The sequence below is a fragment of the Pseudomonas sp. L5B5 genome (assembly GCF_020520285.1).
Taxonomy (GTDB): Bacteria; Pseudomonadota; Gammaproteobacteria; order Pseudomonadales; family Pseudomonadaceae; genus Aquipseudomonas.
Genome location: NZ_CP084742.1, coordinates 1598940 through 1622420, shown reverse-complemented (window position 1 = coordinate 1622420; position 23481 = coordinate 1598940). Strand labels below are relative to the sequence as shown.

The following is a 23481-nucleotide window of genomic DNA, read 5'->3' as shown; positions in this document are numbered from 1 at the left end:
TTGCCCGGCAATTGCCCTAGACTGGCGGCCCTCGTCACCGTCCGGAATCGTTCATGATCGTGAAACGCCACAAGGCCCAGGAGCCTGCCAGCGACCTGCCGCAGCCGCGGACCAAGCCCGCCGAGGTGCGCCTGGAGGAGCTGATGGGCGCGGCTCGCAGCCTGTTCCTGGAGCAGGGTGTGGAAGCCACCACCATCAGCCAGATCGTCGAGCGCGCCGGGGTGGCCAAGGGCACCTTCTATCACTACTTCCAATCCAAGAACGACATGCTGGCGGCCCTGGGCGAGCGCTATACCCGGGATTTCCTCGACTGCCTGGAACAGGCGGTAGCGGCCTGCGCCGAGGATGACTGGGTGGCGAAGGTCGGCAGCTGGATTCGCGCCAGCGTCCAGGCCTACCTGGCCACCTATCGCCTGCACGACATCGTCTACCCCAACCATCACCACCATGGGCGCGGCAACCCCGAGCGCAATGCGATCCTGCAGCAGTTGCAAGGCATCCTCGAAGCCGGGCGGCAAGCCGGTTGCTGGCCCCTGGAGCAGCCGACGGTGATCGCCTCGCTGATCTACGCCGGGGTGCACGGCGCCACCGATGACGTGATCGCCGCCCGCGAGGAAGATGGCCAGGCCCTGGCCGAGGCCATCGTCCAGGCTTGCCTGCGGATGCTCGGTATCACCCAGCCCTGACGTTCTCCACGGTACAAGGAAAGACCCTCGATGAAACACAGCAAACGCCTGCTCGGCGCGGTACTGGCCGTATTCCTGGCGTACAAGGGTTATGGCTGGTTCTACTACGGCACGCCCTACCAGGACCGCTACTACCGTGACGACCACGCCTTCTACTACCAGAAGTACCGGCTGTTCAGCTGGCGCAGCTGGATTCCGACCATGACCATGCCTGGTGACGGCGACAGCTCGCGGTATTCCACCGGTGGCTACCTGCGGGTGTTCAAGGCCGATGGAGGCCTGGTGGGCCAGTCCTATGATCCGTGCATCGCGGTGGTGGAGGTGTCCTGGGGCAGCGAACACGTGGTGGGTTTTGGCTGCGACGAGCACTTGATAGCGTTGACGACCACGGCCGTCAAGGACTGAGGTCCGGCACCTGCGGCGCGCTGCGGCCGAGTTGCATACGGCCGCAGCGCAGGTTTCAGAAGCCGTTGGCCCTGGCGAAGTCCAGCCGTGGGTCGCTGATGCGCGTCAGGTTCACTGCCGCTCCGCTCCAGCCACCCTCCATCTCCTGGCTCAGGTGGTACCGGCTCAGGTCGTACTGGATCGCGGTGCTCCCCAACTGTGGGTGGCCGACCCGGCTGGTGAGGGTTTGCAGCAGGCTGGAAATCAGGTACTGCAGGGGCGTCTCGCAGGCCTTGAGGCCAATCCCGTAGTCGAAGCCCTGGTCGTCACGTTCGCGGAAGTGACTGAGAAACTCCCGTTTGCCCAGCTTGATCGGTGATGCCTGGTTGAATGCCTGGCGGCAGGCTTCCAGGTCTTCGCCGGCGACCCGGGGCAGGTCCAGGAGGTTGTTGAGGTTCTTCAGGGTCACGCACCCCTGGGTGGCAATCACCTCCGGCATCAGGATCACGTCCTGCTCGCCCTGGACCAGGGGCTCGCTGTGCCAGGCGTTGAGGCTCTGGCGCAGCTTGTCCAGGCTGTTGGCGGTATAGCCGTGGTAGCCGTAGATGTAGGTGGGCGGCAGCAACTGGTCGCGGATCGAGAACGATTGCGCCGGGGTCAGGTCGGCGAACGGCCGCTGGTAGATCTGCTGGCTGTGGTAGTCGATCGATTCCCCGAGCAGCGACACCTTGAGATTGCGCACCGACTTGCCATTCTCCAGCGCCTTGAACAACTGCGCCTGGTTGAGCTGCGACTTGACCTCCACCGTGGCCACCACGCCCTCGATCAGGTACACGTCGGCCGAACCGAAGGTGCGCAGGATGGGAAAGTCGTTGCGGTAGATGATCAAGTCGATCTGCCGTGAAATCCCGTCTTCGGCGTCGACGATCTGCCCCGAGCCGATGCTGATGTTGCGTGGCAGGAAGCGTTGCAACACGTCGCGGATGAAACTCTCCCGGGCGTCGCCCAGTACCGTCTTGTGGTCGGCGATGCTGCTGCTCACCGCAAAGCTGCTTTCCAGCACCTTGGCGATGGACTTGGCCCACCTGTTGATGATTGCCACGAGGTCTTCCTTGTGTGGGTTGAAAGGGGCTCAGGGCAGCAGGTCGAAGTGCGCGCTGGCCAGCCGTTCGCCGTTGACCAACAGGTGCACCCGATGGCGCCCCGGATAGTGCCGGCGGGTGGTGAATTCGCGGATCTGCTGCTGGCGGGCCAGTGTTTGGCGCGCCTGGCCGGGGAGGGTGAAGGTCTTGAGCTTGAACACCTTGGCGCTGGCAGCGCCCGAGGCCTTGATGTAGTCGATGGCGTAATCCACCACCAGGCGCTGTGGCTGCGGGTGGGTGGAGACCAGCTCCACGGCCAGTTCCAGGCGCTCGCCCAGGTGCAGGGCCGCAGGCGTGACGGTGAAGCGCTCGACTCGGATTTCGGCCCGGGCGCCAGCGCCGATCAGTGCCAGGGCCTGGCGCTCACCCTGCTTGATCAGGCTGCGCAGGCCATGGCGGACGATCCAGGCGGTGTGCGGCTGGTCCAGGGGCCAGCCTTGCAGGCGTTGCAGCACCCACTGCGGATGGTCCTTGGTGATGTCATTGAGGTGGTTGGCCACCGACTTGCGCACGTACAGGCTGGGATCGTTGCGCAGTTGTTCGAGGATCGGCGCCGCCAACTGCGGCTCGGCCTGCAACTGCTCCAGGCGGAACGACCAGGGCAGGCGCGGGCGACTGCCTTCGCTGGCCAGGCGGCGCACGTGTTCGTCAGGGTCGCGCGACCAGTCGTACAGATGCTCCAGGGTCGCCGCCTGCTGGCTGACCAGGAACGGGCGCACGGCGAACTCCGAGGAGCCGAAGCCGGTGAAGAACTTCAGCGCCGCCATCGAGCGGTCGAAGTCATGGGTGCCATGGCTGGCCACGAAGTGCGGCAGGAACATGCAGACAAAACGGCTGTCGAGTCGTGGCGCCAGGGCATACAGCAGTTCCAGGCTGTGCTCGTATTGCTTGGGCAGTACCTGGTGCAGGCTGTCGCTGACCCGCGCCAGGCGCTGCATCACCGAGAGCCCGGCCAGTTCGTGGCTGGCCCGTTGCAGGAAACCTGCGTGGTCGAAGGCCGGGTACACCTCGAGCATGGCGTCGGCGATGTGCACCAGGCGTTGGTGGTTGAAGATTTCCTTGAGGGCAGGGGCGGCGTCGCTCATCGAGGGTTCCTGTCGGGGGGAGGGAGGCCGCCCAATCTAGATCAGGCGGCTGACAGAATCTGTCAGGAGACTGGCTTCAGCGCATCGGCGGCAGCATGTTCTCTTCCAGCCGTTCGTCTTCCTCGTCGGCTTCGAACAGCCGCGCCAGTTCGCCGCGGGCTTCCTGGGCCGTCTGCATGACCTTGGCCTCGTCGTCGTAGATCTCATGCTGGGCGGCCAGCAACTGTTCGTCGTGCTGGGTGAAGCGCTGGATGCGCGAGTCGGCCTGGGCCTGGCTGAGCCCCAGGCCGATCAGGGTGCGGCGGCTCATTTCCAGGCTCGAATAGTAGGTTTCCCGCACGGCCTGGGCATCCAGGTCCACCAGTCGGTGCACGTGCTGGCGGTTGCGCGCCCGGGCGATGATCTTCAGGTGCGGATAGAGCTTGCGCACCTGTTCGGCGGTCTTGATGTTGGTGTCCGGGTCGTCGGTGGCGATGACGAAGTACTCCGCCTGGCCCACCTTGGCCGCGCTGAGGATCTCCGGGCGCAACGGATCGCCGTAGAACACCGGGATGCCACCGCCGAAGCTGCGGATCAGCTCGATGGTTTCCACCGAGGTGTCCAGGGCCACGAACGGCACCTTCTGCGCCCGCAGGATACGCGCCACGATCTGTCCCATGCGGCCCATGCCGGCGATCACCACCCGAGGGTTGTCGGAGTCGATCCGACGGTACTCGGCGGGCATCTCCACCGGCTTTGGCTTGGGCTTGAGCAGGCGCGAGCAGGCGAGCAGCAGCAAGGGGGTCAGGGCCATGGACAGGGTGATGGTGAGCACCAGCAGGTCGTGCAGGCGTGCTTCGAACAGGCCCTGGTCGCGCCCGATCTTGAACACCACGAAGGCGAATTCACCGCCTGCCGCCAGCACCACGCCGAGACGGATCGCGTGCTCGCGATCCAGGCCACCGGCCAGGCGTCCGACCACGAACAACAGCGGCAGCTTCAGGCCGATCAGCAGCAGGGTCAGGCCCAGCACGGCCAGCGGCGCGCTGAGCAGCAGGCTGAGGTTGGCGCCCATGCCGACACTGATGAAGAACAGGCCCAGCAGCAGGCCCTTGAACGGTTCGATCTGGGCTTCCAGTTCATGCCGGTATTCGGAGTCGGCCAGCAGCAGGCCGGCGAGGAAGGCGCCCAGGGCCATGGACACGCCCACCAGGTCCATCAGCCAGGCGGTGCCGATCACCACCAGCAAGGCGGTGGCGGTGGAGACTTCCGGCAAGCGGGTCTTGGCCACGATGCGAAACACCGGGCGCAGCAGGTAGCGGCCGCCGACCACCACCACGGCGATGCTGCCCAGCACCTGCAGGCCGTGGCGCAGGTCCTCGGCGCTGCTGGTGTGATGATCGACGCCGGCCAGGATCGGCACCATGGCGATCAGCGGGATCGCGGCGATGTCCTGGAACAGCAGGATAGCGAATGCCAGGCGGCCATGGGGGCTGGTCAGCTCCTTGCGTTCGGCCAGGCTCTGCAGGCCGAAGGCAGTGGACGACAGGGCCAGGCCCAGGCCCAGCACCACGGCGCTGTTGAGTGTCTGGCCGAACAGGAACAGCGCGATGCTGCCGATCACCACGCCGGTCAGCAGCACCTGGGCCAGCCCGACCCCGAATACCGCCCTGCGCATCACCCACAGGCGCCGCGGTGACAGTTCCAGGCCGATGATGAACAGCAACAGCACCACCCCCAGTTCGGAGATGTGGCTGACGCTCTGGGGATTGTCGATCAGGCCCAGCACCGAGGGGCCGATCAGTACGCCGGCCAGCAGGTAGCCCAGCACGGCTCCCAGTTGCAGGCGCTTGGCCAGGGGCACGGTGAGGACCGCGGCGCAGAGAAACACGACGGCGGCTTGTAGCAGGTTGCCTTCATGGGGCATCGGGGGGACTCCTGGTAGAACGGGCACGCAAGACTTGGCGCAGCGATGATAACGGCCTGGCGGTGACGATTTCAGCCGCAGGCGAGCAACGGTGGGTACGGCTTTCGGTTGAGACTTGGCTCAGGCGGCGTGAGGCACGCAGCGCCAGTGGCCGAGCGGGCTTATCGACGGTCTCCCGGGTAGCTTCCGTCCCACTGCGGGTCCAGGCGCCGTATGCGCTCGGTCAGGGGCGGATGGGTGGCGAACAGCCGGTCCAGGCGCGATTTCACGCCCTGGTGAAAGTACATGTGGCTGTATTGCGCGGCATTGAAGGCCTTCAGGCGCGAGCCGGCGCTGCAGCCGCCGATTTTCTTCAAGGCGCCGCTCAGGCCCTGGGGGTTGCGGGTGAACTGGACAGCCGAGGCGTCGGCGAGGAATTCGCGCTGGCGACTGATGGCCGCCTTGATCAGGTTGCCCAGCAGGCTGCCCAGGGAACCGAAGACCAGCAGGGCCAGGCCCAGTACGGCGAAGATGATCTGCCAGAAGAAGCGGTGGCGGTCGCTGCCCAGGTGCTGTTTTTCAGCCTGGCGCAGCACCGCGATGCCCGCCAGGCTGAACACCAGCAGGCCGTGGATCACTGCCAGCAGCCGGGTGTTGAGGCGCATGTCGCCATTGTGAATGTGGCTGAACTCATGGGCGACCATGCCTTGCAGTTCGTCGCGGTCCAGGCGGGCGAGGGCGCCACGGGTTACCCCCAGTACCGCCTGTTGCGGGTCGAGGCCGGCGGCGAAGGCGTTGATCCCATCTTCGGGCAGCACATACACGGCCGGCATCGCAGTGCCCGAAGCCAGGGCCATTTCCTCGACGATGTTCAACAGGCGCTGTTCATCGCCATTGCGCGCCGCACCGTTGATCAGGCGCCCGCCCAGGTGTTCGGCAATCACCTTGCCACCGGCGCGCAGGCGCCAGGTCTTGTACCAACTGCCCAGCAGCACCACCAGGACGATGAGCGCGGCCACCGCGGCCACCAGGGTCCAGTTGAACACCTTGGGCTGCTGGTACTCCTGGTTCAGCTCGCGCCACAGCAGGCCGAGGCCCAAGCTGCTCAGGGCGGTCAGGCCGGCCACGGCCAGGACCATCAGCAACAGCAGTTTGAAGGTGTGGCGCCGAGCGTGGGCCTGGTGTTGAAAGAACTTCATGCAAACGTCCGGAGGGCAGGGAGTGCGGATCTACTGAAAGGAGACTTTGGTGACGTCCTGGATCTGGGCGCTGTCGCTGAATTGCAGCAGTGCCGCATCGCTGCGATGACCCATGAAGCGGGCAAAGAACAGCGCCGGCACGCGCTGCTTGCACAGGTTGTAGTCGGTCACTGCATCGTTGAAGGCTTGGCGGGCAAAGGCCACCTTGTTCTCGGTGCTGGTCAGCTCTTCGCTCAACTGCGCCATGTTCTGCGAACCCTGGAGCTGCGGATAGGCCTCCAGGTTCAGGTGCAGGTGGCCCAGGGCCCGGTCCAGCGCGGCCTGGTCCTGGCCGAGGCGGGCGATTTTCTCGCGGTCGCCGGGCTCGGCCGCTGCTGCCTGAAGGCTGTCGCAAGCCTTGTTGCGCGCCTGCGCCAGGGCGGTGAGGGTGGTGCGTTCGTGCTGCAGGTAGCCCTTGACGGTCTCCAGCAGGTTGGGAATCAGGTCGTAGCGACGCTTGAGCTGCACTTCGATCTGGGCGAAGGCATTGCGCAAGCGAGTCTGCCGGGTCGTCAGGCGGTTGTAGAGGCTGACCAGGTAAAGTGCCAGCAGGATGAGCAGCGCCAGGGTGACGATATCGGCGGTGGCCATGGATGTCCTTATCGAGGTGGGTCGTGGGGGCGGCAATGGTAACGGAATACGCCCGCACAGTGACAACGCAGTCTATCGAGCGCGGTCGCCCTGGCAGTGATTGCCAAGTGGGGGCATTTCTGCGAAAAAGCGTTCCGCGTTTCGTCGCCCCATGGGCTGCGGGCATTCAATTTGCAGATCCAGGGACAGGTAATGGACAAGATCATGCTCAGGCTGGCTGTCGTCGACGACTATCCGCCGGTATCCAGCGAAGGCGTCTGGGCCGAACGCCAGCCTTCGGGTTGCTATCGCGTGGCCAATATTCCCTTTTATTCCCAAGAACTGTGCTACGAGGATGAGGTGCAAGTGTGCACCGAGGCCGATGGCCTCAAGTGGTTCCAGCAGGTCGCCAGCAGCAGCGGCAACAGCACCCTGCGCCTGGTGTTCTTCGCCCCACACGCGCAACGGTCGCCCGAGGTGCTGGAGTGCATCAATCGGCTGGGCTGTACCTGGGAAGGTGCCAGTGCACGCTTCTACTCGGTCAATGTGCCCGCCTCGGCAAGCCTGGACGATGTGCTGGATTACCTGTCGCAATGTTCAGAGCAGGGCTGGCTGGACTACGAAACTGGACTGCTGCGCCAATGACGGCGTGGGGCCTGCAAGGAGTTGTTGATGAACATGCAGTTTGATGCCACGACCTACAATGCCTTCGTCGAGGATGAGGTGCGGATCCTCGGCCTGGCCGATGATCCGGCACAGCCCGGGCAGTACCTGTTGTTGCAGCGTGCCGAGCATTTTGACGAGCAGGACGAAGCGCTGGGCATGGCCACTTACCATGTGGAGCTCGGAGGCCAGGGTGTATCCGGCTACGGCGGTATCGAGCAGGTGCTGCAGGCGCCGGGCCAGCTGACCCTGCATTTTTCCCAGGCGGTGGCCTGGTGTCGTTCCCTGCCGAGCCTGGAAATCCGCTGGGAGACCGGGCTGCTGGTGCCGGAAGAACTCGAGGCGGCACTGACCGGGATCTTCAGCGAGACCACCACCGTTATCCAGCGACAACCCCGGTGATTGCCAAGCCCGGGCAATTCTGCGAAAAAGCCGCCCGCAGCCCCGTATCGGGGCGATGGTTGAAGGAAGAACACGCATGAGCGACGAGTTGCAGGTGATCGATATCCAGTTGGGCGAAGGCAAGGCCGTGGTCAAGGGCGCCCTGATCACCACCCAGTACCGGGGCTTTCTGGAAGACGGCAGCAGCTTCGATTCCTCCTACGATCGGGGCAAGCCATTTCAGTGCGTGATCGGCACCGGGCGAGTGATCAAGGGCTGGGACCAGGGCTTGATGGGCATGCAGGTGGGTGGTAAGCGCAAGCTGCTGGTGCCCGCCCACCTGGGTTACGGCGAGCGCGCTGTCGGGGCGATTCCGGCCAACGCCAACCTGATTTTCGATATCGAACTGCTGGAAGTGCTGACCCGCGATGACTGATCCAGAACGCGCCGCCCTGCCGGCGAACAAGGCCTGCCCGGTGGTGCTGCGCCAGCGCGTGGGGTTGGAAATCCTGGCTTTCGAGCATCCGTTGGCGGGGCTGCAGCTGGTCAAGGGCACCATCGAGGCGGGTGAGGCGTCGGCCGTGGCGGCGGTTCGCGAACTGGCGGAGGAGGCTGGAGTCCAGGGTATCGCGGTGCGCCCGCTAGGCATCTGGCAGTCCGGATTCCCCGGCCAGGTCTGGGCCTTCCATGAATGCCGGGTGGCCCATGAGCTGGCCGAATCCTGGAGCCACCGTTGTGGCGATGACGGCGGCCATGAGTTCAGCTTCTTCTGGCATCCCCTGGCCGAGGTACCGTCGGAGCAATGGCATCCGCTGTTCCAACAGGCCCTGGCCTTTTTGCGCGAGCGCCTTGCGGGCAATTGAGCCGATAGCGGGCAATGGGTGTCGCAGTGTGTTCATTGCCCCAGCCGGTACTGGTTGTTGCCGCTGCGCTTGGCCTCGTACATCGCCAGGTCGGCGACGTGCAGCAACTGGTCCATGCGGTCCCCGTGGTCGGGGAACACTGCCACCCCCAGGCTGCTGCCGATGCTGTGTCGGTGGCTGTCGACCTCCACTGGTGGGGACAGCTGGCTGAAGATCTTCTCGCCGATGCGCCTGGCTTCCTCGGCCAGATCCAGGCCCGCTGACAAACCTTCGAGAATCACCACGAATTCGTCGCCACCGATGCGCGCCACGGTATCGCTGGCCCGCAGGATGCCTTGCAGGCGCCGGGCGGTGACGTTGAGCACCTGATCACCCGTGGCATGGCCATACTGGTCGTTGATGGCCTTGAAACCATTGAGATCGACGAACACCAGGGCCACCCGGGTCTGGTCCAGGAGCGCCTGCTCCAGGGCCAGGGACAGGCGCTGTTCGAGCATCAGGCGGTTGGGCAGGCCAGTCAGCGGATCGAAATGCGCCAGGCGCTGCAACTGGCGGGTAGAGACCTTTTCATCGGTGATGTCGCGCACCACCCCCATCATCTTGATCGCGGCGTCGTGTCCATTCTTCACCACGTTGCCGGTTTCCCGCAGCCAGTGGACGCTGCCATCGGGCCATACCACGCGGTACTCCTCATCATGGTTCTCCCCGGTCCGCAGGCAGCGCAATTCCCCCTCGCGCACCCGCTCCCGATCCTCGGGGTGCACGCAAGAACAAAACAGCTCGTAGGAGGGCACCACTTCGCCAACCTTGAAACCGAACATGCCGTAGATGGCTTCCGACCAATACAGGCGCTGGGTGTCCACCTCCCAATCCCAGGTACCGATGCGCGCGAAGTACTGGCTGCGCTTGAAGCGCTCGGCATCGTCGGGCAGGCCCGTGGCGAGTTCCCGATAGACCCGCAATTGGGCCTGGGCCTTGCGTTCGCGATGCAGCAGCCAGAACACCAGCAGGATCAGCACTAGGATCAGGCAGAGCAGGGACCAGACAACAATCATCGGATTCTGGGCGACATGAAAGGGTGGATCCTGAAGGACAGATAGCACTTGGCTATGTTAGTCCACCGTACATGACGAACAGCAGCTTTTTCTGTCAGGTCACCCCCGCAGCCCGGAACCTGTGCGCCTGGCTCTGCGCTGTGTCTGCCCCTCAGGCCGCCGGGCGCAGTAGCTCCAGCACCGAATAGACCAGCCCTACCAGCGCCACGGCCAGCAACACCAGGCTCGACAAGCCGGTGACCAGGCGTTTGTACTTCAGCGAGAAGCCCTGGCGCGCCATCAGGATATAGGCACCCAGCACCGCGAAGTCGATCAGGACCCAGACCAGGGTCAGCAGCAGGGCGCTGTGCTGCACGGAGCGGCCGACCTGGATGAACTGGGGAAAGAACGAGACGAAGAAGATGATGTCCTTGGGGTTGCCGATCCCCACCAGGAACCCCGTTGCCAGGCCCTGGCCTCGCCGCCGGGGAAGGCGTGCCTCGGGCTGGCTCCCGGGGGCGGCGGACAGTTCCCGCAGGCCCTGGATTGCCAGCCAGCCGATGAAACAGCAGCCCAGCAGGCTCACCCAGCTGATCAGTCGCGGGTCCAGGGACAGGCCGGTGGTCAGCATCAGCACGGCCAGCAACGCCAGTAGCAGCGAGGCCGCGTTGGTGCCCACGGCGGTCAGCAGCGCCTGGCGCGGGCCGGCGTTCATGCTGGTATTGATGATCAGCGCCACCACCGGTCCCGGGGTCGCCACCAGCATCAGCACGCTCAAGATGTAGACCAGCAACAACGACAGATTCAGCTCCACAGGCACCGCTCCCGGCAATTGACAGGCGCGCAGCTTGGGGGCTTTTGCCGGCGTTGAAAAACGCAAAAAGCTGTGCCCTACTATGATTTTTTATCATGATGAGTGCCCGCCGATGGTCGAGTCCCTGCCACCGCTTTATGCCTTGCGCGCGTTCGAAGTGGCCGCTCGTTCCAGCTCCTTCACCCGTGCCGCCGAGGAACTGTCCCTGACCCAGAGCGCCATCAGCCGGCATATCCGTACCCTGGAAAGCCAGTTCGGCTGCCGCCTGTTCGAGCGCCACGGACCGCGGCTGGTGCTCACCGAGGTGGGACAGCGTCTGGCGCGGGAGCTCAAGACCGGGTTTCGGATCATCGAGGATGCCTGCTTGCCCTTGCGGGCCAACAGCGGCCAGCTGCGCCTGAAAGCGCCTTCGACCCTGACCATGCGTTGGCTGTTGCGGGTGCTGGAGCAATTCAAGAGTGACTGTCCGGAACTGCCGGTGCAGCTGACCAGTGTCTGGATGGACTTCGACCATGCCGACCTGCAGGCCGAGCCTTACGACTGCGCGATCCTGCTGGGCAATGGCCACTTCGGTGCCGGGGTCGAGGCTTGCAAGCTGTTCGATGAGTGGCTGATTCCCATCGGCCCGCCGCAACCTGAGGATGCGCCGGCCTGGACCCTGGAGCGCCTGGCGCAGGCCGAGCTGATCCACCCTTCGGCGGATCGTCGTGATTGGCGCCGCTGGTTGCAGGCACAGCCGGACCAGGCGTTGCTGGAGTCGGTGCGGCTGGAACGGGGCACGGTCTTCGACACCCTGGACCAGGCGATTTCCGCCGCCACGGCCGGGCACGGGCTGTCGGTGGGCGACCTGCACCTGGTGGCCGAGGCCATACGGAGTGGGCGGGTGGGGGTGCCTTTTCCCCGGGCCGTGGCCTCGGGAGACGGTTACTACCTGGTGTGGCTGCGTGGCAGCCTCCAGCAGGAGCGGATCGCGCGCTTGCGCCAGTACCTGCTGGAGCGGGTGGTGCCGATCGACGATCTGGCCCTGGACTACCTCGTGCCCGGTGCGCCACGACCCTAGGCCGCCGCTGCGGGCCTAGCCGAGGATGATGTAGTCATTGTGCTGCGTTATACCCCGGTGCGGCCCCGGCACCAGGTGCACGTAGCGCCAGTGCAGCAGGTCGATCGGCAGGCAGTCGTCGACATCCAGCAGGACGTCGGTATGGGCCTTGTGCCAGTGGGCAAGCATCTGCTGCTTGCCCTTGGCCTTGGCCTGGTTCTTGTCCGGCGCCACCACCAACAGGTAGCGATGGGCTTCGCCGAAAGTGGCGTGCTCGTATCCCCCCAGATTGAGGAAAAACAGCCGTGGCGCGCCAGCGGCGGGCGCCAGTGGGCTGAGCTCGAGCTTGTAGCCTTCGACGCCATCGACCTGCATCCACGAGTCGATGTGCAGGCCGCCAGGGCTGCCGAACCAGCCTTCGCGCAGTTGCGGGTAGGCCGCCTGGAGCGTGTCGGCGACCACGAACTGGACGTCGTGGACCTCGATCTTCGCCTTGGGGTGCTTGCCCCCCAGCATCACTACAAACAGCATGGGCGTTCCTTGTTCCGGGATCGGGCGCGGTGCCCGGCACCACGTGGGTCGCAGGTTTTACCGCAAGCCGGGGGCGCTGCCAACCGTGGGTGGCTCAGGCGGTCGGCGACGCGTCGCTGAACCAGGGGATGCGGCCGTTGAGCGAGGGCAGGTAGTGCCACTGCAGCCGCAGCTTGGCCAGGGCCTGTGTGTGCAGCAAGGCCTGGAGCAGGCTGGTGACGATGTTCAACGCCAGGCCCCGGCCGGGGCAATGGTGACGACCGGCGCCGAAGCTGAAGTCCTGGCCGGGGTCCAGGGCCGGGTCGTGGTTGGCGGCGGCCAGCAGCACCAGCACCGTATCACCGGCTTGCAGCGGTACGCCGGCGAGGGTGCAGGGCTCGGCCACGAAACGCCGGGTGTTGTGCACCGGCGGATCGAGTTTCTGCTGTTGCAGCAACCAGGCGCCGAGCTGCTCGGGGAAACGCTGCAGGCGCTGGCGCAGCGACGGTTCGCCGAGCAAGGCCAGCAGGGCGTTGCCGAACAGCCCGGCACAGGCGTCATGAGCCTGGATCAGCAAGCCCGCCAGGTTGGCCCGCAGGTCCGCAGGGTCCAGCGTCCCTTGCTGTTGCAGGATCGCTCGCAGCAGCGGTCCGGGCGCGTCGGACTCCAGCAGGGCCTGCATCTGCAACTCCAGGTGCTGCGCCGCCAGGTGTGCGGCCTGGCGCTGGGACGCATCGCCCAGGGGCGAGAAACCGGCCACCAGCTCACTGGTGCGCCGGGCCACTTCTGCCTGCTGCGTCTTTGCCACGCCCAGCAGGCCGGCGACCATCATCACTGGCAGCTGCAATTGCCAGCGGCGCAGTTCTTCCACGCTGGTTGGCGCCTCCAGGGCCGGATGCCCACGATCCAGGCAGGCGTGCAGGTCAACAGAGGCCAGGGCCTGCAGGCCCGGCGCGATGATGGCGCGCGGGCAGGCGTGGCGTGGCCCGTCGTTCATCCGCATCAGGCGAGCGAACAGTGCCCCGGCGGGCCCATTGGCCAGTGCTGCGGGCACCGGCTCATCGACTGGTCGCACCCGACAGGCCGGATGGGCGAGGACCGCTGCCACCGCCTCGGCGCTGCTGGCGATCCACAGGCCGAGCCCGGGGTCGTAGGCCAGGCCACCCTCGGCGCGCAGGCGGGCGTAATCCCCTGAGTACGGGTTCGCGTGGGTGATAGTGCTGATCAGGTCCATGACTTATCTCTGTATGAGGCTGGCGTGCAGGTTGCTACTATCCGCAGACTTTCGAGGACATGATTCGTCAGGGAGCGAAATATGAATGCCGAGCAGAACGACCGGGGTGTGTCACAGGTGGCGGCGGCCATCGCTGAACCGGCCCGTACCCGCATGTTGTGTGCATTGATGGACGGCCACGCCCGCACCAGCACCGAGCTGGCGGCCATTGCCGAGGTCAGTGCCTCGACGGCCAGCGTGCACCTGGCCAAGCTCAAGGACGCAGGCCTGCTGCGGGTGCAGGTCCAGGGCCGGCATCGCTACTACAGCCTTGGCGATCCGCTGGTGGCCCGGGCCCTGGAGGCGCTGATGGTGATCGGCCAGGGCCGCGAGCAGCGCTTCATGCCGCGCACGCCGGATCGCCTGCAGTTCGCGCGGACCTGCTACGACCACCTGGCGGGCACCTTGGGCGTGCAGTTGCATGACCGCTTGTTCGAGGCCGGTTGGTTGCAGGAGGACGACGAGGGGTACCGGGTCAGCGAGGCCGGCGTCGAGTTCTTCCGTGGGCTGGACATCGATGTGGTCGCCCTCGCAGCCTTGCGTCGGCGCTTCGCCTGCAGTTGCCTGGACTGGAGCATGCGCCGTCCGCACCTGGGTGGCGCCCTGGGGGCCGCACTCCTGCAAGCCTTGCTGCAGCGCAAATGGCTGGTCCGCGACCTGGACAGCCGGGCCCTGGCCTTGACCGGCACCGGCGGGCGGGCCATCAGCAAGCGTTTCGGCTTGGCCCTGATCCAGCCCGACCGGCCACTCTCGGCCTCGGCCAGCTTAGAGTTGCAGAGCCTCGGCGGCTGAGCCGCGCGCCACGATTCAGGCTCGCAGGTGGCTGGCGCGCAGGATCGCCGTCGCTGCCGGACAACCATCAACCGTGAGGGGACCCCATGCTGATCGTTTTTTCAGGTTTGCCAGGAACCGGCAAGACCACCATCGCCCGCACGCTGGCCCCACGCCTGGAGGCCACCTACCTGCGGATCGACAGCATCGAGCAGGGATTGCGCGATGCCGGCCTGGCGGAGGTCGGCAAGGCCGGCTACCTGATTGCCCTGCAACTGGCCGAGGCCAACCTGGCGCTGGGCAATCGGGTGCTGGCCGACTGCGTCAACCCGGTGGCCGACAGCCGTGCGGCCTGGCAGGCCCTGGCGCACAAACTGGAGGTGGGACTGCTGGAGGTCGAGGTGGTGTGTTCCGACCTTCAGGAACACCGGCGCCGGGTCGAGAGCCGGCGCCCGGATGTGCCAGGCCTGCTGGCCCCCACCTGGCCATCGGTGCTCGCCCACGATTATCAAGCCTGGGACCGGCCGCGGCTGGTGCTGGACACCGCGCTGCTGGCGCCGGAGCAGGCGGTGTGCAAGATCCTCGCGCAGTTGCCCGGGGCTCCGCGGACACCGGCCGCCTGAGCCACGGGCCGCTACTGCTCAGTCGCGTCCCATGCATTGCCGGCGGTATTCGTCCGGGGTGGTGCCCATCATGCGCCGGAACATGCCGATGAAGGCCGAAGCGCTGCTGTAGCCCAGGTCCAGGCCGATGGTTTCCACGGTCTGGCCGCGTTCCAGCAGGGCCAGGGCCTGGACCACCTTCAGGCGCTGGCGCCATTCGAGCAGCGACATGCCCAGTTCCTTCTGGCTGCGGCGCACCAGGGTGCGCTCGCTGGTGTTGGCGGCATGGGCCAGCTCCGCCAGGGAGCGCGGATCGCCAGGGTTGGCCTTGAGCCTGCGCAGCACCGGGCCCAGCAGCGGGTCGGCGGAGGAGGGCAGGTAGCTGCCGGCGCAGGATGCCTGGCCGAGCTTGTCCACCAGCACTTGCAGCAAGCGCTGCTGCTCCGGGCTTTGCGGCAGGCCGGGCGGGTCCTGGCGCAGATCGTCCAGCAACGCCAGCACCAGCGGGCTGAGGCTCAGGGCACAGTGGCGCGCGGGCAGGGCACCGCACAGCTCCGGGCTCAGGTACAGCGAGCAGTGGCAGGCCTCCTGGTGGTTGAAACCCACATGCTCGACATTCGGCGGCAACCAGATGCCGTATTGCGGCGGCGCCAGGTAGTGATGGTCGTCCAGCTCGATCTCCATCACGCCCCGGTAGGCGTAGACGAACTCGCCCCAGGGATGGCTGTGCCGAGGGTAGGTGGCGTGGGCCGGCAGGTTGGCGGTGCGAAAGAACACCGGCGCCGGCAGGTCCTGGCTGAACGGTGGCAGGTGCAGGTGTTGCGCGGCTTTGGGCATGGCGGCACCGGTGGGTGGACAAGCAAAAGGAGGTAGGTGCGAATCCTACACGACCCATCAGATTCATCGCCGGAGGTGGTGTCAGAAAAGGACGCTGTACAGTCTTGCTGCCGTTTGGAGCGAATCCGAGGAGGGTTCCTGGATGATGTATGAAAGCGTCTACTGCCAAATTCCTATGGTGGTTTGTAGTTGTACTTGTGAGTTTGAGGGTGCAGTTGACTATGTGGCCGTCGTGACTGCGGTGGTGACCGCAACTGTAATATGCCTCATATTTATTCGGGCTACGCCGTCGATAATCAGAATATGCGAAGAGTTGTCGCTGGGTGTTCTAAAGCCTCTAGTCTGATGCAGGAAGGCTCACGATTTGAATCTGAGGTTTCTCTTTAATACACGCTATTTACTGATGTTAAACAGTTTTGTAGGTGAAATTGTTTCGTGCTAAATGCAAGAGTTAAGTCCGAAATTTCCAAACAAACATAATTGAGCATTAAATTCCGATATGGGTTAACTGGAGTGCTTTCTCGCGTCTGAAAGTGTGATTCCGATGGCAGCGATGGTTACCGCAACAACAGCAACGGCCATACGTGGATAGATAGGTTGAGATAGAACCACAAAAGCAACCAAGGCGGAGGCGGCGGGCTCCATCGATACAAGAACACCGAATGAGCGCGCCGATAAGCGGCGCAACGCATAATACTCGAGGGACAATGGCAGTATTGTAGAAAAAAAGGCCATCAAGAACTCACCTAGCAAGATGCTCGGTGCGACACTCCCCAATCCGTTGTCCAGCCAAGCAAAGGGAAAGATAAAAGCACAGGCAATGGCCATCCCGATTGCCAACCCGGATTCGCCTTCAAACGCCTTAGAAATTCTCGGGCTCAATAAGACAAAAATAGCCCAGAATACTGCCGACAAAACGGCGTAAACCACACCAAGCCTGTTGAGACTGGTACCCAACTCGGGAGCCAAGGCCAGTACACCTGCCATAGCCAGAAAGATATAAAAAAAATGTGAGGCACGCCTAGCAAACAACACAGATAACGCCAACGGCCCCATGAACTCTATGGTTGAACCAATCGCCATCGGAATCAGCTCTACCGCGTAGAAAAAAGAGAGAAACATTCCGGCGATAGAAAAACCAAATCCCAGTGCTAATAAAACATTCCGGGCATGCCACTGGATTTTTGCTCGCCAGGAAAAACTCCCCAATACGAGGGCTGAAAAAAATGCATTGTAAAATGCCGCACCACTTGCCGGGACTGCATGAAATAGGTGTATCGCAATAGCAGTGCCAACCTGTACAGACAAAATAGAGATAACGACCAGCCAAATCGGTGATACACGTGCCAACCAATGACCCAGTAAAACCTCGACCTTCATAATGGAGCCCCATTAACAATCTGAACCCAATCTTGCGCACCATAACCATTGAATCGCGTCGCCAGCGATGGCGAATAAGCACCTAACATGCCAAACCCTACATAGTCCCCAACGGTTATCTCATCGGGAAGTGAATACATCTTCTTGAACATGTCCGAACTGTCGCAGGTCGGTCCCGTCACGCGCCAAGGGCCTGCATTACCCATACGTTCCTGCCCGAGGTCATCCCAGACTTTCACCGGAAATACACAGTTCAAAAAATTTATCTCTGAGAGCCCGCCATATATACCGTCGTTCAGATGTACCAAGCGTTCACCAGTCTTGATCGCATCAACCCGCGTGAGGACTGTCACGGCGCTGGCTACCACCGAGCGACCGGGCTCACAACGAAGCGCAGCTCCTTCCAGCAAACTCCCTGACAATGTCTTTACAATGCGATCGACGTAGACGCTAAAGAGAGGCTCATCACCCTCATAACGAGCAGGAAACCCTCCTCCAACATCCAGCACACGGATGGGAACGCCAGCACTCTCAGCAATGGCAATGGCCTGAGCAAGAGTCTTTTGATACCCCATCGGATCAAGGCATTGAGAGCCGACATGAAACGTGATGCCGCACTGAAAACCTAGGGACTGAGCAAGTTGTAGTAACCTAACCGCCTCGTCACCCCCTACGCCAAATTTGCCGGCCATGTTTGCCAGGGCTCCATGTCCCGAAACTGCAAGACGAATCAACAGGGTGACTGTGGCGGGCGGTATCCCGATCCTGACAAATTTACGTACTTCTTCTTCCTGATCTACCGCGAAGTCGGTGACCCCATAGTGGGTATAGGCCTCGACAATATCGGCGGGAGGTTTTATCGGATGCATAAAACGAGCGGGGAGTACGCGGGACAGACGGCTGACTAACCTGACCTCTTCAATGGATGCAACGTCCCAGGCTTGCGCACCATGGTGAATCATCTCCTCCAGCACCAAGGGATGGGGATTACATTTCACGGCATAAGCAACCTCTCCTGGAAACCCCTCAATCAGTCTACGCAGACACCGACCAATTTGCGTCAGTTCAAGGCAATAATGAGGCGTCTCGGGCCTGCCCTGGATAATGAAGTCTTCAATGCTGGCATAGGTTTTCATTAGTCACTCACCGGCAAACCATTAAAGAGACGCAGCAAAGTCCAGTCTTCTTGCGTATATCTCGATGGTAATGTTTTCCCACCATGCGTTCAGCGCGGTGCATACGGCCACAAATCCCTTAGTCAACGCCTCGCCCTTCTCTGGGGTGATATATGTCCCTATGGCAGAGCGCATACCCACATAGTGATCATCCTCAGGGTTCTCACCCGGGGGCCCATCGGCCACATGGCCAAGGATGTATTCACCCGTCAAGGAATCAGCGTTGATCTCTCCGCCATCTATTCTGTGCTTGAGTGCACGCAGAATTTTCTCGACTCCTTTGAATTCAAAGGTGGCAGTTGCTTCAAGTGCCAGCAGCGCTCCGCAGAGATAAGCATTGTTCGAACTTCTGAATACAGTGCGCATTTTATTCAACAGTTGTTCAGTACAAGCACTGTACTGCACTCCTTCAGTTTCGACGCCCAATTCTTGCTTGTAGCCTCGCCTCATAAGCACCAGATGAGGTACGCCTTTTGTCAGTGACCCCATTTCTTCGGCAAGATTACGCTGGACTTCAGTCTTCACCCCGTCCCACTCTAGATGAATCAATGCATCATAAAACAAGTGAATGGACTCATTAGAGAAGCCGGAATACTCCTTCACCAAAAACTCAATATCCTCCTTTTTCCAGTCATTGATATTGATCACGGCAGGATTGGTGTCGACATTGAGTGCGCCATACTTGTGGCTTATCAGTTTTTCGAGTTCGCAGGTCAACTGGTCGAATATCAGTCCTTGGGAAAGTATTCGATTAACCGATTTTTCTACTTCCAGATATTGGTTTTCCCTTATCATGATGCACCTCCAGGCAATTGATTTTTTAGTTAAACGTGCGGTCCTGACCAGAACTTTCCATATTCGATATCAGATGATTGGTGTGAATAATTCAACACCTTCGATGTTTTGCCCATGGTCTCTGTCAAGGCACTGATACCAAATAAAAATACCTTGTAAATGTCATCGGGATCGGCGTGAGCGGTTTTATAAACAGGTGGCAATTCTTCGTGGTAGTAACGAAAATCCTTATGTAGCAATTCCATTCCAAACTGTTCAGGCTTGGAAAACAAATCACTCCCAGGATAAGGCACTAACCCAAAAAGATAAGATGCCTGTAACAAACCTCGATCAATCAATCCGCAAGTGTATTCAATTGAATGTTTCATATCGTCAGGTGTCTGGTCGGGGAAACCATTGACTAGAAATGCACAGGTCGCCAACCCCGAGTCTTGAACTCGGGCTAAAGTGTTTTCAATTTCTTTGAGTTTAACTTTCTGCTTATGAATGTTTTGACTGTCTTGGTTGACTGTTTCAATGCCGATTTCCACCCAACTGCAACCACTGCTCTTCAAGGTATCAAGCACCTCTGAGTCTTCTAGGCAATTGAGTCTGGTTTGAATGTCGTAGCGAATGGTTCCGTCATTTTTTAGAGCACTACAGATATCCAGCGTACGCGACTTGTTAACAGTGAATGTCTCATCGCCAAAATAAATATTGTGGTGCGAACCATAATGATTACGGTAGCTCGCGATTTCACTGATCACTCGATCAAGAGCAAAATAGTCTGCTTTGCGACCAATGGTTTGAATAGTGCAGAACGAACAACGATAGGGGCACCCCAGGGCATAAACTTGACGTAAATAGCGTATGTCATCCCCTACGGATCGGTCAAAAAGATCAACTTTCGGCAGTGCAATTTCATTGACTGGAACCCAAGGGTACTCGAAGTGTGAAGTATGAATACGGCCATCTGGTAGTTTGAAGGAAAGATTTCCTATGAACTCCGGTCCTTCTCCTTTACTTAGGGCTTTTAGTAACGCGGGTAACGCAAGTTCGCCACGTCCGAACACTACAAAGTCTATGCTGGGATGTTGTGCGATTTCCTTGTGTAGAGGGGTGGCTACGACACCGCCAAAAATAATCAAGCTGTTGGGGTAAATATGTTTTATTAGGTCGGCAATCTGAAGTGCGAACGGTAAATTAGGCGTCATGGGTGAAAAGAGGTAGATGTCACCTTGATAACGTCTAATGGTTTCTCCCATCTTGGCATTGTCAATGCCTTTCATCGTGCATTCAGATGCATAAAGATCCATTGCTTCCAATGAGTCGAATCCTTCTTGTATCAGGACTCCCGCCAACCACGTCATCCAATGAGGGAGTTCCCAAAGATCATTCTTCATTGGCTTGAGTCCAGGGTGAGTGGCGTGGTAACGAATATCAAAGTTTCGCCAAAAGCTCTCTCGCTCGGAAAGGCTGACTGTTGCCATGGGCGTATGAACAAAAACAATATGCATGGTAGGAGCTCCTGTCTTCGATCATTTTCCAAGCTTGACTGAACTTCAAGTGGCGCTATTTTTTGATGCCTCTATCCAAGTACGAAAAGCATGCGGTCAACAAGTTAAACATTGTCTGGAATCAAAAAATAATCAAGAATTAGCCTGAATAATTTTATTTATATGTTTCAATGAGATAGTGGTTTTCGGACTTTTCATACATTGATTTCGGAAGTTTCAGTCGAAAATGGTCATTGGGTATTCCGCCTAATTGTGGCTGAAATGGCCTGTGTATTTAAGTTGAGTCACAGTGGATTAGTGTTGTGCAATAAAAACCCGCCCGAAATGGCTTGTGTTTGTGCAGCAATAAATTGTCTGGCAGGACAGTCTCAACCGACTGTCTATCTTGGTTCAGCGGTTCCAGCCCTGATTCCGGTACATCTCCTGACGTGCTTTGAACTACTGCGTTTTTTGCCATGAACAGCAGGCAAGTAATCTGCGAGTTACTGGCATAGCCTAGAAAAACCACATATACAGGGGATCTCTGCTCAATACATCTGGAGCGTCGTGCTACTTACAGCAGGGTGAACACGATCTACCTCCGTTTACATAAATGCGAAGGTAGGAAAATTAAGATGCAGCTTTGTCTTTACCAACGTCGGGTTGGTGATCTGTACATCAACAACGCGGTCGATCTGGTCGAGGATCCAGTCCTTGTGCCTTGCCGTTTCAATGGTGGCCCGTAGCCCATATGCTCGGGCACCTTTTTTAATCTGGGCGTAGTGCTGGGAATTCCGCTGTAGAGGGGCAGGCGAGGGCCTTGCGGTCTTTTGCTTTTTCCTCGAGGCACTGGATTTGCAATACCTGCTCTATGGGCATCAGATGCTCGTCGCTGAAAGCGACGGCACGCTTACTCGTAAAGGCTTTGAAAGCCCTTTTAGTGATGCACCAGTCTCTGATAGTTGCTGATAGTGAGCGAACAGTGCTTGCTCGCCTACCGCCAGATTGGTTTGTCTTGAAAGTCCCCTCGTGAAAATTTCCGATGCGGTTGTCTTTAACTCGCTATGACTTGGCGTAGGCGAGCTATATCCAGCAATTCTGTCAGGCGGACAATAGCGCATCCGAATCATCCACCCAAGGAATCACCATGGCTGCACGCCAACCCCTCGATGCCACGGCTTGTAGCCTGATGATCGGCCTCTGCGCCGTCTGGGGGCTGCAACAGGTGGCGCTCAAGGCCACCGCCCAGGACATTGCGCCGATCATGCAGATTGCCCTGCGTTCTGCCGGTGCCGCGTTGCTGGTGGGGCTGCTGATGCTCTGGCGTGGCGAGCGCCTGGGCGTGCGCGACGGCCACTGGCGTCCGGGCCTGTTGGTGGGCGCGCTGTTCGCCCTGGAGTTCTTGCTGGTGGGCGAGGGCCTGCGCCACACCAGCGCCTCGCACATGGCGATCTTCCTGTATACCGCGCCGATCTTCGCGGCCTTGGGCCTGCATTGGCGGCTGCCCGCCGAGCGGCTCAAGCCGGCGCAATGGCTGGGCATCGGCGTGGCTTTCGCCGGTATCGTCGTGGCGTTCAGCGGGCCTGCGTCCCAGGACACGGGCGGCAATGTCCTGCTGGGGGATTTCCTCGGCGTGCTCGGCGGCGTCGCCTGGGGCGCCACCACGGTGGTGGTGCGCTGTTCGCGGCTGGCGTCCAGCCCCACCACCCGCACCCTGCAATACCAACTGCTGGGGGCCTGCGTCTGGCTGGGGCTGGCGGCCTGGCTGTCCGGCCAGATGCACATCCGTTTCACCCCGCTGGTCATCACCAGCCTGGGCTTCCAGGTGCTGGTGGTGTCCTTTGCCAGCTTCCTGATCTGGTTCACCCTGTTGCGCCGCTACCTGGCCTCGCGCCTGGGGGTGCTGTCGTTCATGACCCCGCTGTTCGGCATCGGTTTTGGCGTATGGCTGCTGCACGAGCCCCTGGAGCCGAACTTCATCTTCGGCGCGGCGCTGGTGCTGGCAGGCATCGTCATGGTCAGCGGCTACGAGTGGTTGCGCCAGCGCCTGGGCCATGGCCCGCGGCGGGCCCTGGACTCTTGAGGCGGTGCCTCAGGGCTTGGGCGCCGCGAGCTTGTCCTGGATCTTCTGCTGGAGCTGGATGGCGGCGGTGCAGGCCGGGTCCTCGGTACCGTGCTTGTTGCAGGACCTGTCCAGCACCTTGAGGGCCTTGGTGTTGTCTGTCGTGGTGCCGATGCCCTGGCTCAGGTTGAATCCGTACATGGTGCAGGCCCAGGGGTCGCCCAGCTCGCAAACCTTGGCGTAGGTCTTGGTCACGCACTGGCGCACGGGTTCGTCGTCGGGGGTGGCCACGTACATCCCGGCCGCACGGTTGGTGCAGCCGGAGACCACGCCCAGGGTGCAGGCCCGCTGGAACAGCGGCTCATAGCCCATGGCCGGGCCCTTGGCCTTTTGCACGTTGATGCCCAGCCAGTAGCAGTCATTGCCATCGCCGCGCTTGCAGCTTTGCAGGCAGCCTTCCATCTGCTCGGGCTCGCTGCAGCGGTCGGGCTCTGTCGGCGCCTCCCTTCGTGGTACCAGCGTCGCCGGGCATTGCCGGGCCAGGCTCTGCCATTGCGGTTGCGCCAGGACCTTGGTCGACACGGCTTCGGCCGGGGTTGCAGGGGCTGGTGCGGCCAGGGCCTGCCAGGTCGGCAACAGGGTCATGGCGAGTAGCCAGGGGAAGTAGAAGGGGCGCATGGGCAGTCCTTTAGCGGCTGGATAAGCGCGTGTATCTTAAGGATTTTTACCCACCAGGCCAGGGTTTTATCCCAAGCGGCCAGGGATATTTCTGTGACGCTGGTCAGGCGCCCCTTGAAGTGCCGGGTGCGAACTCTGT

General features: G+C 61.3%; 25 protein-coding genes. 10 read left to right on the top strand and 15 right to left on the bottom strand.

Going from position 1 to position 23481, the window contains the following annotated elements:
- Positions 1-53: 53 nt before the first annotated feature.
- Positions 54-686, top strand: coding sequence for a TetR/AcrR family transcriptional regulator (locus LGQ10_RS07270; protein ID WP_226525130.1), 633 nt, complete (start codon positions 54-56; stop codon positions 684-686).
- Between the two features lie 30 nt (positions 687-716).
- Positions 717-1091: a hypothetical protein gene (locus tag LGQ10_RS07265; protein WP_226525129.1), complete on the top strand. Its 375-nt coding sequence runs from the start codon at positions 717-719 to the stop codon at positions 1089-1091.
- 55 nt (positions 1092-1146) lie between these two features.
- Here the strand turns inward: LGQ10_RS07265 and LGQ10_RS07260 are convergent, their stop codons facing one another.
- From LGQ10_RS07260 to LGQ10_RS07240, 5 genes are all read right to left on the bottom strand, one after another.
- On the bottom strand, positions 1147-2172 hold the full coding sequence (locus tag LGQ10_RS07260; protein WP_226525128.1) for a DUF6602 domain-containing protein: 1026 nt from the start codon (positions 2170-2172) through the stop codon (positions 1147-1149).
- A gap of 30 nt (positions 2173-2202) precedes the next feature.
- Positions 2203-3297: a DNA alkylation repair protein gene (locus LGQ10_RS07255; protein WP_058433428.1), complete on the bottom strand. Its 1095-nt coding sequence runs from the start codon at positions 3295-3297 to the stop codon at positions 2203-2205.
- 76 nt (positions 3298-3373) lie between these two features.
- Positions 3374-5203 carry a monovalent cation:proton antiporter-2 (CPA2) family protein gene (locus tag LGQ10_RS07250; protein ID WP_226525127.1) on the bottom strand — a complete coding sequence of 610 codons (1830 nt, stop codon included), beginning with the start codon at positions 5201-5203 and terminating at the stop codon, positions 3374-3376.
- Positions 5204-5364: 161 nt separating this feature from the next.
- Entirely contained in the window at positions 5365-6381 is a 1017-nt protein-coding gene (locus LGQ10_RS07245) for a M48 family metallopeptidase (protein WP_058435798.1), read from the bottom strand.
- 30 nt (positions 6382-6411) lie between these two features.
- Positions 6412-7011: a LemA family protein gene (locus LGQ10_RS07240; RefSeq protein ID WP_226525126.1), complete on the bottom strand. Its 600-nt coding sequence runs from the start codon at positions 7009-7011 to the stop codon at positions 6412-6414.
- A 192-nt stretch (positions 7012-7203) separates the two neighbouring features.
- Between LGQ10_RS07240 and LGQ10_RS07235 the strand changes: the two genes are divergently transcribed.
- From LGQ10_RS07235 to LGQ10_RS07220, 4 genes are all read left to right on the top strand, one after another.
- Positions 7204-7635 carry a DUF4265 domain-containing protein gene (locus LGQ10_RS07235; RefSeq protein WP_226525125.1) on the top strand — a complete coding sequence of 144 codons (432 nt, stop codon included), beginning with the start codon at positions 7204-7206 and terminating at the stop codon, positions 7633-7635.
- Between the two features lie 27 nt (positions 7636-7662).
- Positions 7663-8055, top strand: coding sequence for an Imm10 family immunity protein (locus LGQ10_RS07230; protein ID WP_226525124.1), 393 nt, complete (start codon positions 7663-7665; stop codon positions 8053-8055).
- A gap of 76 nt (positions 8056-8131) precedes the next feature.
- A complete protein-coding gene (locus LGQ10_RS07225; protein WP_226525123.1) occupies positions 8132-8470 on the top strand; it encodes an FKBP-type peptidyl-prolyl cis-trans isomerase in 339 nt (112 codons plus the stop codon).
- A gap of 16 nt (positions 8471-8486) precedes the next feature.
- Positions 8487-8897, top strand: coding sequence for an NUDIX hydrolase (locus LGQ10_RS07220; RefSeq protein ID WP_226526103.1), 411 nt, complete (start codon positions 8487-8489; stop codon positions 8895-8897).
- A gap of 32 nt (positions 8898-8929) precedes the next feature.
- On the opposite strand, the gene LGQ10_RS07215 is transcribed toward LGQ10_RS07220, so the two are convergent.
- Together LGQ10_RS07215 and LGQ10_RS07210 are read right to left on the bottom strand one after the other, a co-directional pair.
- A complete protein-coding gene (locus LGQ10_RS07215; protein ID WP_226525122.1) occupies positions 8930-9952 on the bottom strand; it encodes a sensor domain-containing diguanylate cyclase in 1023 nt (340 codons plus the stop codon).
- A gap of 151 nt (positions 9953-10103) precedes the next feature.
- Complete coding sequence (locus tag LGQ10_RS07210; protein ID WP_226526102.1) at positions 10104-10739, bottom strand: LysE family translocator; 636 nt, start codon at positions 10737-10739, stop codon at positions 10104-10106.
- 118 nt (positions 10740-10857) lie between these two features.
- Here LGQ10_RS07210 and LGQ10_RS07205 point away from each other — a divergent pair, with 118 nt between their 5' ends.
- The gene (locus LGQ10_RS07205) at positions 10858-11805 is read left to right on the top strand and encodes a LysR substrate-binding domain-containing protein (protein WP_226525121.1); all 948 of its coding nucleotides are present in this window, start codon (positions 10858-10860) and stop codon (positions 11803-11805) included.
- A 15-nt stretch (positions 11806-11820) separates the two neighbouring features.
- Here the strand turns inward: LGQ10_RS07205 and LGQ10_RS07200 are convergent, their stop codons facing one another.
- The gene (locus LGQ10_RS07200) at positions 11821-12315 is read right to left on the bottom strand and encodes a DUF1543 domain-containing protein (protein ID WP_226525120.1); all 495 of its coding nucleotides are present in this window, start codon (positions 12313-12315) and stop codon (positions 11821-11823) included.
- Between the two features lie 94 nt (positions 12316-12409).
- Complete coding sequence (locus LGQ10_RS07195; RefSeq protein ID WP_226525119.1) at positions 12410-13528, bottom strand: cytochrome P450; 1119 nt, start codon at positions 13526-13528, stop codon at positions 12410-12412.
- Between the two features lie 81 nt (positions 13529-13609).
- Here LGQ10_RS07195 and LGQ10_RS07190 point away from each other — a divergent pair, with 81 nt between their 5' ends.
- Both LGQ10_RS07190 and LGQ10_RS07185 read left to right on the top strand, forming a co-directional pair.
- Entirely contained in the window at positions 13610-14359 is a 750-nt protein-coding gene (locus LGQ10_RS07190) for an ArsR/SmtB family transcription factor (protein ID WP_226525118.1), read from the top strand.
- Between the two features lie 86 nt (positions 14360-14445).
- The gene (locus tag LGQ10_RS07185) at positions 14446-14961 is read left to right on the top strand and encodes an AAA family ATPase (protein ID WP_058433834.1); all 516 of its coding nucleotides are present in this window, start codon (positions 14446-14448) and stop codon (positions 14959-14961) included.
- Positions 14962-14979: 18 nt separating this feature from the next.
- On the opposite strand, the gene LGQ10_RS07180 is transcribed toward LGQ10_RS07185, so the two are convergent.
- From LGQ10_RS07180 to LGQ10_RS07160, 5 genes are all read right to left on the bottom strand, one after another.
- Entirely contained in the window at positions 14980-15777 is a 798-nt protein-coding gene (locus LGQ10_RS07180; RefSeq protein WP_058433833.1) for an AraC family transcriptional regulator, read from the bottom strand.
- A gap of 504 nt (positions 15778-16281) precedes the next feature.
- Positions 16282-17157 (bottom strand): EamA family transporter, encoded by an 876-nt coding sequence (locus LGQ10_RS07175; RefSeq protein WP_226525117.1) that lies wholly within the window; start codon positions 17155-17157, stop codon positions 16282-16284.
- Complete coding sequence (locus LGQ10_RS07170) at positions 17154-18293, bottom strand: hypothetical protein (RefSeq protein ID WP_226525116.1); 1140 nt, start codon at positions 18291-18293, stop codon at positions 17154-17156. The genes LGQ10_RS07175 and LGQ10_RS07170 overlap by 4 nt, the downstream gene beginning before the upstream one ends.
- A gap of 21 nt (positions 18294-18314) precedes the next feature.
- Positions 18315-19127 carry a DUF3865 domain-containing protein gene (locus tag LGQ10_RS07165; protein ID WP_226525115.1) on the bottom strand — a complete coding sequence of 271 codons (813 nt, stop codon included), beginning with the start codon at positions 19125-19127 and terminating at the stop codon, positions 18315-18317.
- A gap of 29 nt (positions 19128-19156) precedes the next feature.
- Entirely contained in the window at positions 19157-20623 is a 1467-nt protein-coding gene (locus tag LGQ10_RS07160; protein ID WP_226525114.1) for a B12-binding domain-containing radical SAM protein, read from the bottom strand.
- 1126 nt (positions 20624-21749) lie between these two features.
- Between LGQ10_RS07160 and LGQ10_RS07155 the strand changes: the two genes are divergently transcribed.
- Entirely contained in the window at positions 21750-22685 is a 936-nt protein-coding gene (locus LGQ10_RS07155) for a DMT family transporter (RefSeq protein WP_226525113.1), read from the top strand.
- A 9-nt stretch (positions 22686-22694) separates the two neighbouring features.
- On the opposite strand, the gene LGQ10_RS07150 is transcribed toward LGQ10_RS07155, so the two are convergent.
- Positions 22695-23342: a sel1 repeat family protein gene (locus tag LGQ10_RS07150; RefSeq protein WP_226525112.1), complete on the bottom strand. Its 648-nt coding sequence runs from the start codon at positions 23340-23342 to the stop codon at positions 22695-22697.
- Between the last annotated feature and the right edge of the window lie 139 nt (positions 23343-23481).

What these genes read in the sequence shown, in the direction of transcription:
- LGQ10_RS07270 (WP_226525130.1), top strand. Translation starts at nt 54, where the DNA reads ATGATCGTGAAACGCCACAAGGCCCAGGAGCCTGCCAGCGACCTGCCG.
- LGQ10_RS07265 (WP_226525129.1), top strand. Translation starts at nt 717, where the DNA reads ATGAAACACAGCAAACGCCTGCTCGGCGCGGTACTGGCCGTATTCCTG.
- LGQ10_RS07255 (WP_058433428.1), bottom strand. Translation starts at nt 3,297, where the DNA reads ATGAGCGACGCCGCCCCTGCCCTCAAGGAAATCTTCAACCACCAACGC.
- LGQ10_RS07250 (WP_226525127.1), bottom strand. Translation starts at nt 5,203, where the DNA reads ATGCCCCATGAAGGCAACCTGCTACAAGCCGCCGTCGTGTTTCTCTGC.
- LGQ10_RS07245 (WP_058435798.1), bottom strand. Translation starts at nt 6,381, where the DNA reads ATGAAGTTCTTTCAACACCAGGCCCACGCTCGGCGCCACACCTTCAAA.
- LGQ10_RS07240 (WP_226525126.1), bottom strand. Translation starts at nt 7,011, where the DNA reads ATGGCCACCGCCGATATCGTCACCCTGGCGCTGCTCATCCTGCTGGCA.
- LGQ10_RS07235 (WP_226525125.1), top strand. Translation starts at nt 7,204, where the DNA reads ATGGACAAGATCATGCTCAGGCTGGCTGTCGTCGACGACTATCCGCCG.
- LGQ10_RS07230 (WP_226525124.1), top strand. Translation starts at nt 7,663, where the DNA reads ATGAACATGCAGTTTGATGCCACGACCTACAATGCCTTCGTCGAGGAT.
- LGQ10_RS07225 (WP_226525123.1), top strand. Translation starts at nt 8,132, where the DNA reads ATGAGCGACGAGTTGCAGGTGATCGATATCCAGTTGGGCGAAGGCAAG.
- LGQ10_RS07215 (WP_226525122.1), bottom strand. Translation starts at nt 9,952, where the DNA reads ATGATTGTTGTCTGGTCCCTGCTCTGCCTGATCCTAGTGCTGATCCTG.
- LGQ10_RS07205 (WP_226525121.1), top strand. Translation starts at nt 10,858, where the DNA reads ATGGTCGAGTCCCTGCCACCGCTTTATGCCTTGCGCGCGTTCGAAGTG.
- LGQ10_RS07200 (WP_226525120.1), bottom strand. Translation starts at nt 12,315, where the DNA reads ATGCTGTTTGTAGTGATGCTGGGGGGCAAGCACCCCAAGGCGAAGATC.
- LGQ10_RS07195 (WP_226525119.1), bottom strand. Translation starts at nt 13,528, where the DNA reads ATGGACCTGATCAGCACTATCACCCACGCGAACCCGTACTCAGGGGAT.
- LGQ10_RS07190 (WP_226525118.1), top strand. Translation starts at nt 13,610, where the DNA reads ATGAATGCCGAGCAGAACGACCGGGGTGTGTCACAGGTGGCGGCGGCC.
- LGQ10_RS07185 (WP_058433834.1), top strand. Translation starts at nt 14,446, where the DNA reads ATGCTGATCGTTTTTTCAGGTTTGCCAGGAACCGGCAAGACCACCATC.
- LGQ10_RS07180 (WP_058433833.1), bottom strand. Translation starts at nt 15,777, where the DNA reads ATGCCCAAAGCCGCGCAACACCTGCACCTGCCACCGTTCAGCCAGGAC.
- LGQ10_RS07175 (WP_226525117.1), bottom strand. Translation starts at nt 17,157, where the DNA reads ATGAAGGTCGAGGTTTTACTGGGTCATTGGTTGGCACGTGTATCACCG.
- LGQ10_RS07170 (WP_226525116.1), bottom strand. Translation starts at nt 18,293, where the DNA reads ATGAAAACCTATGCCAGCATTGAAGACTTCATTATCCAGGGCAGGCCC.
- LGQ10_RS07165 (WP_226525115.1), bottom strand. Translation starts at nt 19,127, where the DNA reads ATGATAAGGGAAAACCAATATCTGGAAGTAGAAAAATCGGTTAATCGA.
- LGQ10_RS07160 (WP_226525114.1), bottom strand. Translation starts at nt 20,623, where the DNA reads ATGCATATTGTTTTTGTTCATACGCCCATGGCAACAGTCAGCCTTTCC.
- LGQ10_RS07155 (WP_226525113.1), top strand. Translation starts at nt 21,750, where the DNA reads ATGGCTGCACGCCAACCCCTCGATGCCACGGCTTGTAGCCTGATGATC.
- LGQ10_RS07150 (WP_226525112.1), bottom strand. Translation starts at nt 23,342, where the DNA reads ATGCGCCCCTTCTACTTCCCCTGGCTACTCGCCATGACCCTGTTGCCG.